Here is a 15,269-nt window from a genome sequence, read left to right as displayed (position 1 = left end):
CGTCCTGCCGTGGACGGGGCTGTTGCGCGGGCCCGACGCGGTGGAGGCCCTGGACGCCGAGGTGGCCCGGGTGCTGCGGGAGCGCGGCGGGCTGGAGCCCGGCGAGCTGCCCGAGGGCCTGGAGTCGGACGGGTCCGCCGCCCCGCTGGAAGAGGGCCCACAGGGCGGCGCCGGGGACGCCCCCGAGGTCCGGCCCGGGGACGCCTGGAACCTCAGCACCGAGCTCGACGGCTCGCCCCTGGGCGACCTGGCCTTCGACACCGCCGGCGGGCTGGTGGTGACGGTGGCCGGACAGCGGGTGGCGGTCCCGGCCGGTGCGGCGGGCGGCCTGCTGTCGGAGTTCGGTGAGCGGGCGCGGGCGGCCGCGCTGTCCCGGGCCCCGCTGGACCTGGGGGAGGCCGACGGGCCGGCCCGTGCCGACCTGGACTGCGACCGGGTGCCGTGCGTGGCGCTGACCTTCGACGACGGCCCGAGCGAGCACACCGGGCGGCTGCTGGACATGCTGGAGGGGTACTCGGCCCGGGCCACCTTCTACATGCTGGGCAGCCTGGTCGGGGAGTCCCCGGAACTGGCGGCCCGGATCACCGGGGAGGGCCACGAGGTGGGCGGCCACTCCTGGAGGCACGACGACCTGACGGGCATGTCGGCCTCGGCGGTCGCCGACGACACGGTCCGCACGGCCGAGGCGATCGAGGAGGCCTCGGGCCAGTGGCCGCACACCATGCGCCCGCCGTACGGCTCCTTCAACGCCACGACCGAGCGCAGCGTGGGCGCGCCCATCGTGATCTGGGACGTGGACACCCTGGACTGGAAGGTCCGCGACGCCGAGAAGGTGGCCGACACGGCCGTCGAGCAGACGCGCCCGGGGAGCATCGTGCTGATGCACGACATCCACGGCACCACGGTGGACGCGGTCCCCGACATCCTCAGCCGCCTCCACGACGAGGGCTACCACTTCGTCACGGTCTCCCAGCTCTTCTCCGACCTGGACATGAAGAAGGGCGGCGTCTACAAGCGCCGGGAGTGACCCGCTTCGCGCCCCCGCAGAGTGAGCGGAGTCGGCGGAGTCAGACGGCCTTCGAGGAGTCGCCGCCCTCTCCCAGTTCCCGGTAGGCGGCGCGGGTGCGTTCGGTGTGGTCGGCCATCAGGCGGGCGGCGGTCGCGGGGTCCCCGGCCTCCACGGCGTCGATGATGCGGGCGTGCTCGTCCCAGGACGCCTGGCCGCGCGACCGGGCGATGGGGGCGTAGAACCAGCGCACCCGCCGGTCCACCTGGGCGGCGAGTTCGGCGAGGACCGTGTTGCCCGAGGACGCGATGAGCGCGCGGTGGAAGTCGGCGTTGGCGGTGACCGCCGCCTCGACCCGCTCCTCGCCCGCGGCCCGGGCGCCCTGGCGCCACAGGGTGCGCAGGCGGGCGATGTCCTCGGGGGCGGCGTTGCGCGCGGCCAGCCGGGCGGCCTCGGTCTCCAGCAGGGCGCGCACGGCCAGCAGCTGCTCGGCCTCGCTCTCGTCCGGGGTGTGCACGAACGCCCCGTAGCCGGGGCGCAGGTCGACCCACCCCTCGTTGCTGAGGCGCTGCANCGGGCCCGCCAGCTCGGTCTCCACCAGGTGCCGCCCCGGGGGCAGGGCACGGGTGGTGATGAGGTCGAGGAGGGCCTCGTATACCGCCTCGCGCAGCGGGGCCGGGCGTCGCACGGGGTCGGCCGCGCCGCCGGCGGTGGTCGTCGGAGAGGTCATGGACGGTCCTCCGGCTCCTCGGCGGTCATTGTCGACAGTGTACGAAACGCGCGGCGGGCCGCGGGGAAAGAAGGCGAGAACTTCCCGGACCGGACGTGTTCCCGCCTCCTTCTCCCCCTCCGCGGAGGGTCACCCTTCCCGCACACGGTTATTGTATACAGTATTCCTTTCCCCGAGAGAAGGGACCCCCCATGCGCATCGCCGTCCTGGGAGCCGGCGCCATCGGCGCCTATGCCGGCGCCGCCCTGCACCGGGCAGGCGCCGACGTCCACCTCATCGCGCGCGGCCCGCACCTGGAGGCCATGCGGGCCCACGGCGTCCGCGTGCTCAGCCCGCGCGGCGACTTCACCGCCCGCCCCCGCGCCACCGGCGACCCGGCCGAGGTCGGCCCGGTCGACTACGTCCTGCTCGGCCTCAAGGCCCAGCACTACGCCTCCTGCGGCCCGATGCTGGCGCCCCTCATGGGCCCGGGAACCGCCGTCGTCACCGCGCAAAATGGCGTGCCGTTCTGGTACTTCTTCGGCGCCGACGGCCCCTGGGAGGGCCGCCGGATCGAGGCGGCCGACCCGGGCGGCGCGGTCAGCGCCACCATCCCGCCCGAGCGCGCGATCGGCTGCGTCGTCTACGCCGCCACCGAGATCGAGCGCCCCGGGGTCATCCGCCACATGGAGGGCACCCGGTTCTCCATCGGCGAGCCCGACCGGTCCGCCTCCGCCCGGTGCCGCGCCTTCTCTGAGGCGATGACCGCCGGCGGCCTCAAGTGCCCGGTCGAATCCGACATCCGGGAGGACGTGTGGGTGAAGCTGATGGGCAACGCCACCTTCAACCCGCTCAGCGCGCTGACCCGGTCGACCATGGCGCAGATCTGCTCGTCCCCCGACACCCGCACCACCGCCGAGCTGATGATGCGCGAGACCCTCGAAGTCGCCGAGCGCCTCGGCGTCCACACCTCGATCTCGATCGAACGGCGCATGGCGGGCGCAGAGCGCGCGGGGGACCACCGCACGTCGACGCTGCACGACGTGGAGCGCGGGCGGCCGATGGAGCTCGACGTCATCCTCGGCGCCGTGGTGGAGCTGGCCGACCTCACCGGCGTCGGCGCCCCGACACTGCGCACCGTGAACGCCTTGGCGTCGCTGCTCAACGAGCGCTTGGAACAGGGGACGGAGCGCCCGAAGGCCGCCGAGGGCGCGCCCGTCGGCTGACCGGGGCCCGTGCGGGCCCGCGTCCGCACGGGCCCATCGCCCCCTTGCCGCCACCTGCCGGAAGTTGAATACTGTAGACAGTCATCAATAACCGCCCGCCGCACCCCCGGACCACCCCTCCACCCCTGCGAGGCAACGATGCGATCGGACCGGCGGAGTCCCGCCTACCAACGACTGACCCGGCCCCTCGTCCGCGAGGACGGCGAGCTGCGCCCCGCGACGTGGGACGAGGCCCTGGACCGCGCCGCGGAAGGGTTCCGCGGGGCCGTCCGGCGACACGGCCCCGACTCCTTCGCCATGCTCTCCTGCGCCCGCTCCACCAACGAGATGAACTTCATGGCGCAGAAGTTCACCCGCGCGGTGATCGGCACCAACAACGTCGACTCCTGCAACCGGACCTGCCACGCCCCCAGCGTCGCCGGGCTCGCCGCGGCGTTCGGCTCCGGAGGCGGCACCTCCTCCTACCGCGAGGTCGAGGAGACCGACCTCATCGTCATCTGGGGCGGCAACCCCCGCAACGCGCACCCCATCTTCTTCCAGCACGTGCTCAAAGGGGTGCACAACGGCGCGCGGCTCTTCGTCGTCGACCCCCGCCGCACGCCCACCGCCGAGTGGGCCGACCGGTGGCTCGGCCTGAACGTCGGGACCGACATCCCCCTGGCGCACGCCGTGGGCCGGGAGATCATCCGCTCCGGACTGGTCAACGAGACCTTCATCAGGCGCGCGACGACCGGGTTCGACGAGTACTGCGAACTCGTGGAGCCCTGGACGCTCAGCGCAGCCGAGGCCGAGACCGGCGTGCCCGCCGGGACCATCCGGGAGCTGGCGCACGCCTTCGCCCTGGCCGAGCGCGCGCAGATGTGCTGGACGCTCGGCATCACCGAGCACCACAACGCCACCGACAATGTGCGGTCGCTGATCAACCTTTCGCTCCTGACCGGGCACGTCGGCCGCCCGGGGTCGGGGCTGCAACCGCTGCGGGGCCAGAACAACGTGCAGGGCGGGGGCGACATGGGCGCCATCCCCGACCGGCTGACCGGCTTCCAGGACATCCTCGACGCACGGACCCGTGAGCCGTTCGAGCGCGCGTGGGACACCCCCATCCAGCCCTACAAGGGCAAGAACCTGACCCAGATGTTCGAGGGCATGGACGAGGGCGAGGTCAAGGCGCTCTATGTCATCGGGGAGAACCCGGTGCAGTCCGAGCCCGAGACGGAGACGACGCTGCGCCGCCTCGGACGCCTGGACCACATGGTCGTCCAGGACATCTTCCTCACCCGCACCGCCGAGCAGGCCGACGTCGTGCTCCCGGCGAGCGCGGCCTGGTGCGAGTCGGACGGGACCTTCACCAACAGCGAGCGCCGCGTGCAGCTGGTGCGCAAGGCCGTCGAGCCGCCGGACGGGGCGCGCGACGACATCGAGATCCTGTGCGCGCTGGCCGACCGGCTGGGGCACGCGTGGAAGACGCCGACCGCCGAGGAGGTCTGGAACGAGGTCCGGGCGCTGTCCCCCATCCACCGCGGGATGACGTACACGCGGCTGGAGCAGGAGCAGGGGCTGCAGTGGCCGTGCTACTCCGAGGACCGGACCGAGCCGACGTACCTGCACAGGCGCCTGTGGTCGGAGGACCCGCAGGAGCGCGGGACGCCCGCGCCGTTCGGCATCGTGGGGCACTCTCCCCCGGTGGACCTGCTGGACGAGGAGTACCCGCTGCGGCTCACCACGGGCCGCCGCCTGGACGACTACAACACGGGCGTCCAGACGAGCGGGTTCTCCTCGCCCCTGAGGCGCGGGGAGCTGCTGGAGATGTCCCCTGAGGACGCCGCCGGGTTCGGCCTTGAGGACGGGGACGCGGTGCGGGTCTCCTCCCGGCGCGGCTCGGTCGTGGCGCCGCTGTCGGTGTCGGCGGGGCTCAGGCCGGGACTGGTGTTCATGACGTTCCACTTCCCCGACCAGGTGGACACCCAGCTCCTGACCATTGACGCGACCGACCCCGTGGCCGGCACCGCCGAGTACAAGGCGGCGGCCGTCCGCGTCGAGAAAGTCGAGAGGGCCGAGGAAGTCGAGGGAGCCGAGACCGGAGACCGCGCGCCCGCGGCGTGACGGGCACTCCGCAGTACGCGGCCGGGGGCGAGGGCCCCTCTCCCCCGGCCGCGGCCATGCGTGCACGAAAAGCGCTCACGGGCCACTTCCGCCTTCTGCCGACAGGGGTTGTCCCCGTCCGATCGAAGGCATACTGTAGCCCGTATACAAAATCCTGTGATCTGGACCACGACCGGCCGCGCGCCGCGCCCCAGGCCCGGACGCCGCCCCATCCAGCCGCGACAGTGAGCGACACAGTGAGAGGTGAGCGGAGAAGGTGGACCTTCAGCACCTGGACACGCCTCCGAGCGACGCCGAGCGCGCCGCCGTGGACGCCCTCCTCGGCCCGCCCGAGTCGGCCTGGGAGGGCGGCGAGCGCACCGGGACCGACCTGCGCCGGGCCGACGGGGGGCAGGCCGCCCGCGGCCGCCGCGACCTGCTGCTGCCCGCCCTGCACGCGGTCAACGACCGCATCGGGTGGATCAGCGAGGGCGCCCTGGGCTACATCTGCCGCCGGCTGACCGTCCCTCCGGCCGAGGCCTACGGTGTCGCCTCCTTCTACTCCATGTTCTCCCTGCACGAGCGCCCCGAGCGGGTCCTGCACGTGTGCACCGACATCGCGTGCGCCGCCAAGGGCTCGGGCCGGGTGTGCGACGCGCTCAAGGCGCGCCTGGGGCCTCCCGGGCACGGGGCCGGCCCGGAAGGGGCGCCCTCCGGCTCCGAGCCCGCCTGGGTGGAGAGCCCCTGCCTGGGGATGTGCGAGCGCGCCCCCGCGGCGCTCGCGATCGAGGCCGGCGACCCGCCCGCCTACGCGGTCTCGGCCCCCGCCGACCCGGACGCGCTCTGCTCGGCGGAGGCCTCCGGGCGCCCGCCCGAGGGCGCACCCACCGCCCTCTCCCCCACCACCTTCGCCCCCGGGAGGCTCGCCCCGCTGCCCGCCGAGCCGCCCGCGCACGCCGCCGTGCCCCAGGCCGGCGGCCCCGGGCTCCTGCTCCTCGGGCGCATCGGTACCACCGACCCCACCGACCTGGACTCCTACCGCGCCGCGGGCGGCTACACCGCCCTGCGCCGCGCGATCGCCCTGGGGCCCTCCAGCGTGATCCGCGAGGTCACCGACTCCGGGCTCGTGGGGCGCGGAGGCGCGGCCTTCCCGACCGGGCGCAAGTGGGCCGGGACCGCCCAGCGCCCCGAGGCGCCCCGCTACATCGTCTGCAACGCCGACGAGAGCGAGCCGGGGACCTTCAAGGACCGCGTCCTCATGGAGGGCGACCCGTTCTCGGTCATCGAGGCCATGACCGTCGCGGGCTTCGCGATCGGCGCGGCCCGGGGCTACCTCTACATCCGCGGCGAGTACCCGCTGGCGCTCACCCGGCTGGAGAACGCCATCGCCCGCGCCCGCGCGCGCGGGCTGCTCGGCCCCGACATCCTCGGGAGCGGGTTCTCCTTCGACATCGAGATCCGGCGCGGCGCAGGGGCCTACATCTGCGGTGAGGAGACCGCGATCTTCAACTCGATCGAGGGCCTGCGCGGCGAGCCCCGGAGCAAGCCGCCCTTCCCCGTCGAGCGCGGCCTGTTCGGGCGCCCGACGGCCGTGAACAACGTCGAGACCCTCGTCAACGTCCTGCCCGTCATGCACATGGGCGGCCCCGCCTACGCCGGCATCGGGACCGGCTCCTCCACCGGGCCCAAGCTCTTCTGCGTCTCGGGAACGGTCGGGCGCCCAGGGGTGTACGAGGTGCCGTTCGGGGCCACACTGCGCGAGCTCATCGACCTGGCCAACGCCGGACAGGAGGCGCCCCCGGTTCCGCGCGCCGTCCTGCTGGGCGGGGCGGCCGGCGGCTTCCTGCGCGGAGACGAGCTCGACGTGCCGCTCACCTTCGAGGGCGCGCGGGAGGCGGGGACGACCCTCGGCTCAGGCGTGGTCCTGGTGCTCGACGACACCGTGGACCTCCCCGCGGTGCTCGTGCGCATCGCCGCGTTCTTCCGCGACGAGTCGTGCGGCCAGTGCGTGCCCTGCCGCGTCGGAACCGTCCGCCAGGAGGAGGCCCTGGCGCGGCTCTCCGGCGGAACGGGCGACGGATCCGACGTCGCCCTCCTGCGCGAGGTGGGGGCCGCCATGCGGGACGCCTCCATCTGCGGCCTCGGACAGACCGCTTGGAACGCGGTCGAATCGGCGATCGACCGCCTCGGGGTGTTCGCCGGGGCGCCGCCCGCGAGGACGTCCCTTCCCCTGACCACCGCCGCCCCGTCGAACACGAAGGAGGCGCAGTGACCGCCGCACCTGAGACCCCCGTAAGCTCCGGACCGGTCCCCCTCGCGCCGCCGCGCCGCCTGGTCGACGTCACCGTGGACGGGGAGCAGATCCGCGTCCCTGAGGGCTCGACCCTGCTCGACGCCTGCGAGGCGAAGGGGGTCGACGTTCCGACCCTCTGCTACGGCGACACCCTCACCCCGCGCAATGCCTGCCGGATCTGCGTCGTCGAGGTCGAGGGGGCGCGCACGCTCGCCCCGGCCTGCTCGCGCAAGGCCGAGGAGGGGATGAGCGTCCTCACCGACTCAGAGCGGGTCCGGCACAGCCGCAAGCTGGTCCTGGAACTGCTCGGGTCGTCGGTGGACCTGTCGACCACGCCGGGGGTGCCCGAGTGGAACGAGCGCTACGGGGCGGCCCCGGACCGGTTCGGCCCGCGCGCCGACCCCGCGCCCCTGGGCGAGCGGGACGCGCGCCACGCCGGTGAGCACGCGCCCGTCGACGGGGCGGCCGCCGCCACCGTCGAACAGCCCGCCAAGGACGACAACGACCTCTACGTCCGCGACTACGGCAAGTGCATCATGTGCTACAAGTGCGTGGACGCGTGCGGGGAGCAGTGGCAGAACACCTTCGCCATCGGCATCGCCGGGCGCGGGTTCGACGCGCGGGTGTCCACCGAGTTCGACGTCGGGCTGCCCGACTCGGCCTGCGTGTACTGCGGCAACTGCATCGAGGTGTGCCCCACCGGGGCGCTGTCCTTCGCCACCGAGTTCGACATGCGCCGCGAGGGGACCTGGGACGAGGAGCGCCAGACGCGGACGACGACCGTGTGCACCTACTGCGGCGTCGGCTGCAACGTCACCCTGCACGTCCAGGACGGGGAGATCGTCAAGACCAGCTCGCCGCACGACAACCCGGTCACGCACGGCAACCTGTGCATCAAGGGCCGGTTCGGCTACCAGCACGTGCAGAACGCGCCCGGGAAGCGACAGGCGCGGGGCGGCGGGGAGACAATGGTGTGAGCCGCCCCGGGCAGGAACGCCGGGGCGGGCGCGACGCCGGAAGGGCTGAGGGCTCATGGGACGGGTGACCACCCGCGAGAAGGTGCTGCGGATCCGCGGTGCGGCGTCGGACGACCGCGCCGACACCCTCGTGGTGGAGGAGCCGCTGGAGATCCGCTTCGGCGGCGAGGCGCTCGCGGTCACGATGCGCACCCCCGGCGACGACTTCGACCTGGCCGCAGGGTTCCTGGTGAGCGAGGGCGCGGTGGCCGCCGCCGAGGACCTGGCCTCGATCCGCTACTGCGCCGGCGCCACCGAGGACGGGTCCAACACCTACAACGTGCTGGACGTGGCGCCGGCCCCGCACGTGCCGCCGCCGGACCCCTCGCTCCGGCGCAACTTCTCCACCACCTCGGCGTGCGGGCTGTGCGGCAAGGCCTCGATCGACGCGGTGCGCACCACCGCCCGCTGGGAGGTGGACCGGGACCCGCTGGAGCTGTCCCCGGGTCTGCTGGCCGCCCTGCCCGAGCGGCTCCGCGCGGCCCAGCGGGTCTTCGACCGCACGGGGGGCCTGCACGCGGCGGGCCTGTTCGACGCCGACGGGGAGCTGCTGTGCCTGCGCGAGGACGTGGGACGGCACAACGCGGTCGACAAGCTGGTGGGCTGGGCGCTGCGCCGGGGGAGCCTCCCGCTGCGCCGCACGGTCCTGATGGTGTCGGGGCGGGCCTCCTTCGAACTGGTGCAGAAGGCCCTGATGGCGGGCATCCCCGCCCTCGCCGCCGTGTCCGCCCCGTCGTCCCTGGCGGTGGAGCTGGCCCGGGAGAACGGGCTGACCCTCGTCGGGTTCCTGAGGGGGGACTCCATGAACGTCTACGCCGGCCGAGAACGGATCACCCTGGAGACGGCGTCCCCGACGCCTATGGCGGCCCCGAGGTGACCCCCAGGCCGGACCCGTAGACGCGGAGCCGGCCGGCGCTTCCACAGCCCCCTGCGCCGGCCGGTTCCGACAGCCGCTCCGGCCCTGGCCGGCCCTTAACCGGCGAGCAGGGCGCGCACCAGGCGCCCGAACACCAGGCGGCCGCCCAAGGCCACCGGAGCGTCGAGGACACGGGGAAGCCCGGCGACACGGACCTCCTCACGCCACAGCACCCGGCAGCGCCCGCCGCTCCCGCCCACGACGATCTCGGCCCATCCCGTGACCACGGAACCGCGCTTCTCCAGTCGGCAGAAGCCCGGTCTTCCCTCCGCGGGAGGGGACCACCGCACCACCTCCATGGGATCGTCGAACCCCAGCGGCCCGACCCCCGTACGCGCCGAGACCCGAGTCCCGGCCCTGGTCTCCCCCGGGGGCTCGACGGTGACACGGGTCACAGGAATACGCTCCCCATGCCGCCGCCAGTCCGTGATCCGCCCCCACGCCTCCTCAGGCCCCAACGCGACACGACGCACGATCCTGAAATAGGCCACGGGCCGATGGTAGATGAGTCAGGCAGACGGTGCCGTTTCCCCGGCACTCCATTGGCGCCGAAGACGCTCGGCCAAGTCCGTGCGTTCGAACCCTTCGAGGATGGTGACCAGCCGATCCACAATGGCCGACCTCTCCCACACCTCCAGGTCCGCGAGGAAGGCGTCCATCACGGGGGTCTCGGTCCCGTGGCCCCCCTCGGCGGTGATGCCTCCCACCTGTTCCGGAGGTGTCAGCAGTTCATCGAGCTTGTCTCCGATCTCCGAGATGGCGTGCAGCTGCTCGGGGTGCTGCTCGAACCACCACACCCGGGCGAGAACGGAGTCGACCAGGACATCGCGCTGGAGCTCGCGTACCCGTTCCATCCGCGCGCGGTGCGCGGCGGATCGGATCTCGTTCCTGGGGCCGAAGACCTCCAGCTCCTTGGCCAGCTTCATGTCCTCGGGGTCGACGGCGAGTTCCACTGCGACTTGGTGGGCCCTGACCTCCGCCCTCTCGAAGATGGGGTCATCGGCCAGTTCGCACTTCAGTTCCGCTTCAGCAGCCCCCTTGTCCCCGAGGCTGAAGCGTGCAGAGTGCGCACCCGCCGACTTGATGACCTCCCGCTGCAGCTCCGCCAGCGCCCGCCTCCGCTCCGCTTTCCCGAAACCGTTCCAGGTGACCTCCATCGCGAAGGCGGCGTCGAACCAAAGCCCGTCGTTCCCACTCGGAAGACGCGTCTCGAACTCGACGTAATCCTCGGGAGCGCGGAAGGCGATGCTCCATGACGGAATGGAAGGCCGCTCTCCCCTGGGGCCGGAATTGAACAACGGCATACGATCCACCTTTCAGGGCATGCTCAGCGCTCGTCGTTGATATGTGCGTACAGTCGCTCGACGGCCGCGACCCGCCGCCCATGGGCGAGGCGCCAGCGGTTGATCGCCCGGATCGACAGGGCGGCCAGTTCCGGATCGGAGGACGCGGCCGCGCGCAGGGAGGCCGGGACGGGATCCGCGGGGTTCACCTGTGCCTCGAAGGCGTCGAGCCAAGCCCACATGGCCTTAGACGCCTGTCCCGGATCCGCTGAGAGCGTCTTCCAGCACTCCGTGATGGTGTCCTGAGCGACCCTGCCTGCGGCGAGGTCGGCGAAGATCGAGGGGACCGGTGCGCCCCTCTGCCCCTCCCTACGGGTCAGCAGACGCGCCAGCCCCTGAACGGCGAAGTGCCGCCGGTATCCGTGCCAGGCCGAGTCGCCACCCCAGGTGGTGAGCTCTTCGAGAACCGCTTCGAGGTTGTCCTGCTCCTGGGCGATGTTCTCAATGATCCCGACGATCGAGTCCGCCCACTGGTGGGGGACCCTGGCGGCGATGAGGCGGAGGCGCACCATCGCCGACCGCGGCTGGGCGCGCCCGTATACGCCGCACACCTCGGCCGCCATGCGCAATCTCCAGGTGCCTCCGCTGTGCGCGATCTGGTACAGCTCCGCTCGGACCCGGCTCCCGATCTCCACGGTCACGGCGGCCTCGGCGACGGCGGGGACCGCCGACCATATGAGCTTCGGGGTGCTTCCCCACTCCCTCATCAGCTCGATGACGGGGGCAGGGTCGGAGTGGCGCAGCCCGAGGCGGAGCCAGCGGTCGGCGAGACCCCTCTTGTCCTGGACCGAGAGGGCCTCGGCGGTCTCCCTGGACCATTCCAGGAGACCGGAACGGGCGTGGGGGTGCTCGCGCCAGAGGTGATCGAGGGCCGCACCGCCGAGTTCGGGACGGGTGAACCGGATCCGGTCGTCGGTCACCTCCGCGGGGAAATCGCGCAGCAGTTCGGACAGTCCCCGCCCGGAGATGGGGGTCCTCCATACCGAGGGGATCTTCCAGCGGTCGGCCAGGGCATGGGCCCGCTCCAGCACGACCGGGCAGGGAGCGCCTTCGAGCAGGGCGACCGCTTCCAACAGGACGCGCTGGAACTCATCGGCGTGGTCGCGGGAGGCGAACCAGGTGCGCAGCCGCTTCGCGGAGTCCGCGAAGGTCTCGACGACCGAATCGACCCACGCTCGGTAGGCGTCCTGGCCCAAGGTCTCCCCCTCCGGGCGATCGCGTGCCGCCAGACCCGCGAGCTGAGTGGCCCGGCCCGGCTCCGCGTTCTCCAGCGCGGTCTGCACCGCCCCGTTGCCGCACCAGCGGTCGGCATCGGCCGCGCTCGTCCGGTACCGCATGGAGGCGTGGAAGACCTCCAACGGAGGCGGCGGCTCTTCGATCTCCAGCCAGGCGTACGCCTCCCCGAACTCCTCGGTCCACTGTCTGGGGTTCACGATCACGATGAGGACGGTCCCCGCCTCGCGCACTCGGGCGGCGAAGGACCGGACGGCCGCCTGCTGTGTCCGACCGATGTCGCCCGCGTGCGAGACGTCGATGAGGTAGGTCCGGTCCTTGTCGACGGTGACAGAGGACAGGCCGGCATCCCGTTCACTCAGGTCCGGCATCTCTTCTTGGATCGGGGTGTCCGGCCGGAGCACGGCGAGAGCGTGGATCGCACTGGCGCCCCTGCCGGTCCCCGGCTCGCCCACGACGATGCCGACCCCGGCTTCCCTCAGGTCCCCCTCGAAGCGGTCGTACCCCTTGCAGGCGACGTACGTGGCGCGGATGGTCGCGATCTTCCGCTCGTCGATGCGCAGCGCGCTGCGGACCCGCTCGGCGACCTCATCGGAGTAGACGTACGAGTGATAGGAGATCCCGCCGTTGACCTGGCCGGCCTGGACCGCCTGCCCTCTGTTCGAGGCCATGTGCGAACGCGTCGGCCAGCCGTTGTCCGGACCGCTCTTCGGAGCTTCCTCCCCGGGCCGGGGCCCGTCGGAATCCCGCGGGCCGGGCTCGCCCGGGGCCGGCCCTCCTTCGGCCGCCTGCCCCGGGCCCTCGCGGCCGCTCGCCTCCTCGCCTGGGGGCTCGGCCCTGGGTTCCTCAGGGGTGCCTGATTCCGGTGTGCCAGCGCGGCGGGGGGTGTCCGCCATCGTCGGAACTCCTCATGGGTCGGGGGTGCGGCCGTGCAAATGCACGCCCCCGACCTTCGCCCATTCATGGGGCGCTATGTGTACAGAATCGAACACATGGCGATCTTCAATCGGCCTCGGCCGGTAGAGGGAACAGGGCTCAGGCCCCGTAGGCCTCCGCCAAGGCCTTCAGGACCTCGGAGCAGCCTGCGTCGAGTTTCACCGTCGCCGACTCGTCGGCGCGGGTCTCGCCGCGGTTCACGATGGCGACGGGCTTGTCCTGCTTGGCCGCGTGCCTGACGAACCTGCGGCCCGACAGGACGGTCAGGGACGAGCCCGCCACGAGCACGGACGTCGACGCGTCCACCAGTGCGTAGGCCTCGAGCACGCGCTCCTTGGGGACGTTCTCGCCGAAGTAGACGATGTCCGGCTTCAGCATGCCCCCGCAGAACTCGCAGTCGGCGACGCGGAAGCCCTCCGTGGAGGCCAGGACCGCGTCGGCGTCGGGGGCGACCTCCACGTCGGCGACGCTCTCGGCGAAGCGGGGGTTGAGCTCGGTCAGGCGCTCGGCCAGGTGGGCCCGGCCGATCGTCCTCCCGCACGACAGGCACACCACCCGGTCGAAGCGCCCGTGCAGGTCGATCACCCTGCGGCTCCCCGCCTCCTCGTGCAGGGTGTCGACGTTCTGCGTGATGACGCCGGACACCGCGCCCGCCGCCTCCATGCGCGCGAGCGCCGTGTGCCCGCCGTTGGGGCGGGTCGCCTCCATGTAGTGCCATCCCACGTGGTTGCGGGCCCAGTAGTGGCGACGGAAGGCCGGGTCCCCGACGAACTGCTGGTAGGTCATCGGCGTGCGGGGCGGCGAATCCGGGCCGCGGTAGTCCGGGATCCCCGAGTCGGTCGAGATCCCCGCCCCGGTCACCACAGCGATCGGCCCGTCCCCCAGAACCTCCCGCAACCGCGCGGCCGCCGCGGCCGGGCTCTGGGCCTGCGTCATCTGAACCACGCCGACGAGCCTATGCGCCGCGGGCAAGCGGCCTGACGGCCGTTCGGCCTCACATGCCGAACTGCCGGCTCCCCTCGCCCCGGTGGGGCAGGCCGACGCCCTGAGCCGAGCCCGGCACCAGGGCCCCGTCCTCCTCGTGGAGGCCCCGGTACACCCGGACCGGGCCCGGGGCGCCCCCGTCGGCGGCGTCGTCGGCCGAGGGCGCCCCGACCGCCACGTCGTCGGCGCCGTCGCCGTCGGTGTCGAGCAGGCGCAGCAGCGTCCGCGGGGTCTCGTCGTACTCGTCCCAGTACCCGTCCCCCGGGGCCGGCCCGGACCGCTGCGGGTACCGGTCGGCGTCCTCCGGGCGCAGCAGGCACGCGCCCTCGCCGGTCAGCCCGTCGGGGCCGCCCGGGAGGACCACGACGTCGCCCTCGTCGACGGGGGTCCCGCCGGTGACCGGGCGGTTCACGCTCGCGGCGACGTCGGCGTAGCCGTCGGCGTTGACGTCGCCGGCCGCCAGCACGCGGCCGAAGTGGTCGCCGTCCTCGGAGGTGCGGGACATCCCCGCGGAGTCCAGGGTCAGCTCGGCCTGCGGCTCGGACGCGGGCCCGTCGGGGCCGCCGGGGTAGACGCTGACCCTGCCCGGCGTCCAGGGCCCCTCCTCCACCGTCGCGCCCGTCTCGTGCACGACCACGTCGCCGTACCCGTCGCCGTCGACGTCGGCCACGAGCCCCTCGTCGGCGGCGGCCACGGACCCGGCCTCGGTGAAGCCGTCGCCGTCGGCCGCCCAGACGGCCGTGTCGTAGGCCATCTCCTCGAAGGCGTGGAAAACGAGGAGGTCGTCGCACTCGTCGCCGTCCACGTCGCCGACGGCGAACGAGGTCTCCTGGTCCCCCAGGGCGACCCCGGAGGCGGCGGTCCGGGCGGGCTCCCCGTCGCGGTCGAAGGGGCCGTACAGGACCTGCGGCGGGTCTCCGAACCATTCGGCGCCGACCAGCATGTCGGACACGCCGTCGCCGTCGAAGTCCCCGACCGCGTTCACCCCCGGGTTCTCACCGTCGGTCCACTGGAGCACGCTCCCGCCCTTGACGCCCTCCTCACCGCCCCAGGCCAGGACCGTACTCCCTGGGGCGTCATCCGATTCGCTCTCGGGGCCCCCGGCCACGGCGATGTCGGTGCGCCCGTCCCCGTCGAAGTCGCCGAGCCGGGGATCTCCGCCGAATCGCGCGTCGTCCTTCGGGGAGTCGGGGATCCCGTTCTCACCGGGCGCGACGGTCTGTGCCCCCTCGCTGTCGGGACCGTCCTCACCGCCAGGGACCACCAGGACGCTCCCTTCCTGCCCCGGGTAGGCGATGACGAGGTCGGCGTACTCGTCCCCGTCGAGGCGTTGCACGTTCGGGGACGCGGCCTGCTCCGGCGAGGGGGACGACGCGGGCACCGACCCGAGGCACAGGTCCTGCGGCTCCTCCGGCGTGGCCGTTCCGCACCCTGTGGCCACGAAGGTGAGGGAGACGAGCGCGATGGGGGCCGTCGTCGGTCGGAGGTTTCGGAGGGAGGGGATGGTCATGAAGAGGGAGACGCT

General features: G+C 73.0%; 12 protein-coding genes. 6 read left to right on the top strand and 6 right to left on the bottom strand.

Annotation, left to right across the window (positions count from 1 at the left end; all coding sequences use genetic code 11):
• A partial coding sequence (locus tag D450_RS29365) for a polysaccharide deacetylase family protein (RefSeq protein WP_017537355.1) occupies nucleotides 1-1,027 on the top strand: 1,027 nt, incomplete at its 5' end.
• 40 nt (nucleotides 1,028-1,067) lie between these two features.
• Here D450_RS29365 and D450_RS0103825 read toward each other — a convergent pair.
• On the bottom strand, nucleotides 1,068-1,736 hold the full coding sequence (locus tag D450_RS0103825) for a GntR family transcriptional regulator (protein WP_017537354.1): 669 nt from the start codon (nucleotides 1,734-1,736) through the stop codon (nucleotides 1,068-1,070).
• Between the two features lie 191 nt (nucleotides 1,737-1,927).
• On the opposite strand from D450_RS0103825, the gene D450_RS0103820 reads away from it, so the two are divergent.
• From D450_RS0103820 to fdhD, 5 genes are all read left to right on the top strand, one after another.
• Nucleotides 1,928-2,941 (top strand): 2-dehydropantoate 2-reductase, encoded by a 1,014-nt coding sequence (locus tag D450_RS0103820; RefSeq protein ID WP_017537353.1) that lies wholly within the window; start codon nucleotides 1,928-1,930, stop codon nucleotides 2,939-2,941.
• A gap of 138 nt (nucleotides 2,942-3,079) precedes the next feature.
• Nucleotides 3,080-5,044: a molybdopterin oxidoreductase family protein gene (locus tag D450_RS0103815; protein WP_017537352.1), complete on the top strand. Its 1,965-nt coding sequence runs from the start codon at nucleotides 3,080-3,082 to the stop codon at nucleotides 5,042-5,044.
• 256 nt (nucleotides 5,045-5,300) lie between these two features.
• Nucleotides 5,301-7,295 (top strand): NAD(P)H-dependent oxidoreductase subunit E, encoded by a 1,995-nt coding sequence (locus tag D450_RS0103810; RefSeq protein ID WP_017537351.1) that lies wholly within the window; start codon nucleotides 5,301-5,303, stop codon nucleotides 7,293-7,295.
• A complete protein-coding gene (locus D450_RS0103805; protein ID WP_017537350.1) occupies nucleotides 7,292-8,293 on the top strand; it encodes a 2Fe-2S iron-sulfur cluster-binding protein in 1,002 nt (333 codons plus the stop codon). Before D450_RS0103810 ends, D450_RS0103805 begins: the two co-directional genes overlap by 4 nt.
• Before the next feature lie 55 nt (nucleotides 8,294-8,348).
• Entirely contained in the window at nucleotides 8,349-9,209 is an 861-nt protein-coding gene (fdhD, locus tag D450_RS0103800; protein WP_017537349.1) for a formate dehydrogenase accessory sulfurtransferase FdhD, read from the top strand.
• A 95-nt stretch (nucleotides 9,210-9,304) separates the two neighbouring features.
• Here the strand turns inward: fdhD and D450_RS34430 are convergent, their stop codons facing one another.
• The 5 genes from D450_RS34430 to D450_RS0103775 form a co-directional block, all read right to left on the bottom strand.
• Nucleotides 9,305-9,475 (bottom strand): hypothetical protein, encoded by a 171-nt coding sequence (locus D450_RS34430; protein WP_241483046.1) that lies wholly within the window; start codon nucleotides 9,473-9,475, stop codon nucleotides 9,305-9,307.
• 282 nt (nucleotides 9,476-9,757) lie between these two features.
• Nucleotides 9,758-10,552, bottom strand: a complete 795-nt coding sequence (locus D450_RS31705) for a hypothetical protein (RefSeq protein WP_017537347.1) — start codon at nucleotides 10,550-10,552, stop codon at nucleotides 9,758-9,760.
• 23 nt (nucleotides 10,553-10,575) lie between these two features.
• The gene (locus D450_RS0103785; RefSeq protein ID WP_017537346.1) at nucleotides 10,576-12,495 is read right to left on the bottom strand and encodes a hypothetical protein; all 1,920 of its coding nucleotides are present in this window, start codon (nucleotides 12,493-12,495) and stop codon (nucleotides 10,576-10,578) included.
• Nucleotides 12,496-12,859: 364 nt separating this feature from the next.
• A complete protein-coding gene (locus D450_RS0103780; protein WP_017537345.1) occupies nucleotides 12,860-13,696 on the bottom strand; it encodes an NAD-dependent protein deacetylase in 837 nt (278 codons plus the stop codon).
• Nucleotides 13,697-13,754: 58 nt separating this feature from the next.
• Nucleotides 13,755-15,254, bottom strand: a complete 1,500-nt coding sequence (locus D450_RS0103775) for an FG-GAP repeat domain-containing protein (protein WP_017537344.1) — start codon at nucleotides 15,252-15,254, stop codon at nucleotides 13,755-13,757.
• Nucleotides 15,255-15,269: the final 15 nt, after the last annotated feature.

This window comes from Nocardiopsis halophila DSM 44494 (assembly GCF_000341245.1).
In the GTDB taxonomy this organism is placed as follows: domain Bacteria; phylum Actinomycetota; class Actinomycetes; order Streptosporangiales; family Streptosporangiaceae; genus Nocardiopsis_A; species Nocardiopsis_A halophila.
Note: the sequence above shows the minus strand (reverse complement) of the source record. Positions and strands in the feature narration are given on the sequence as shown.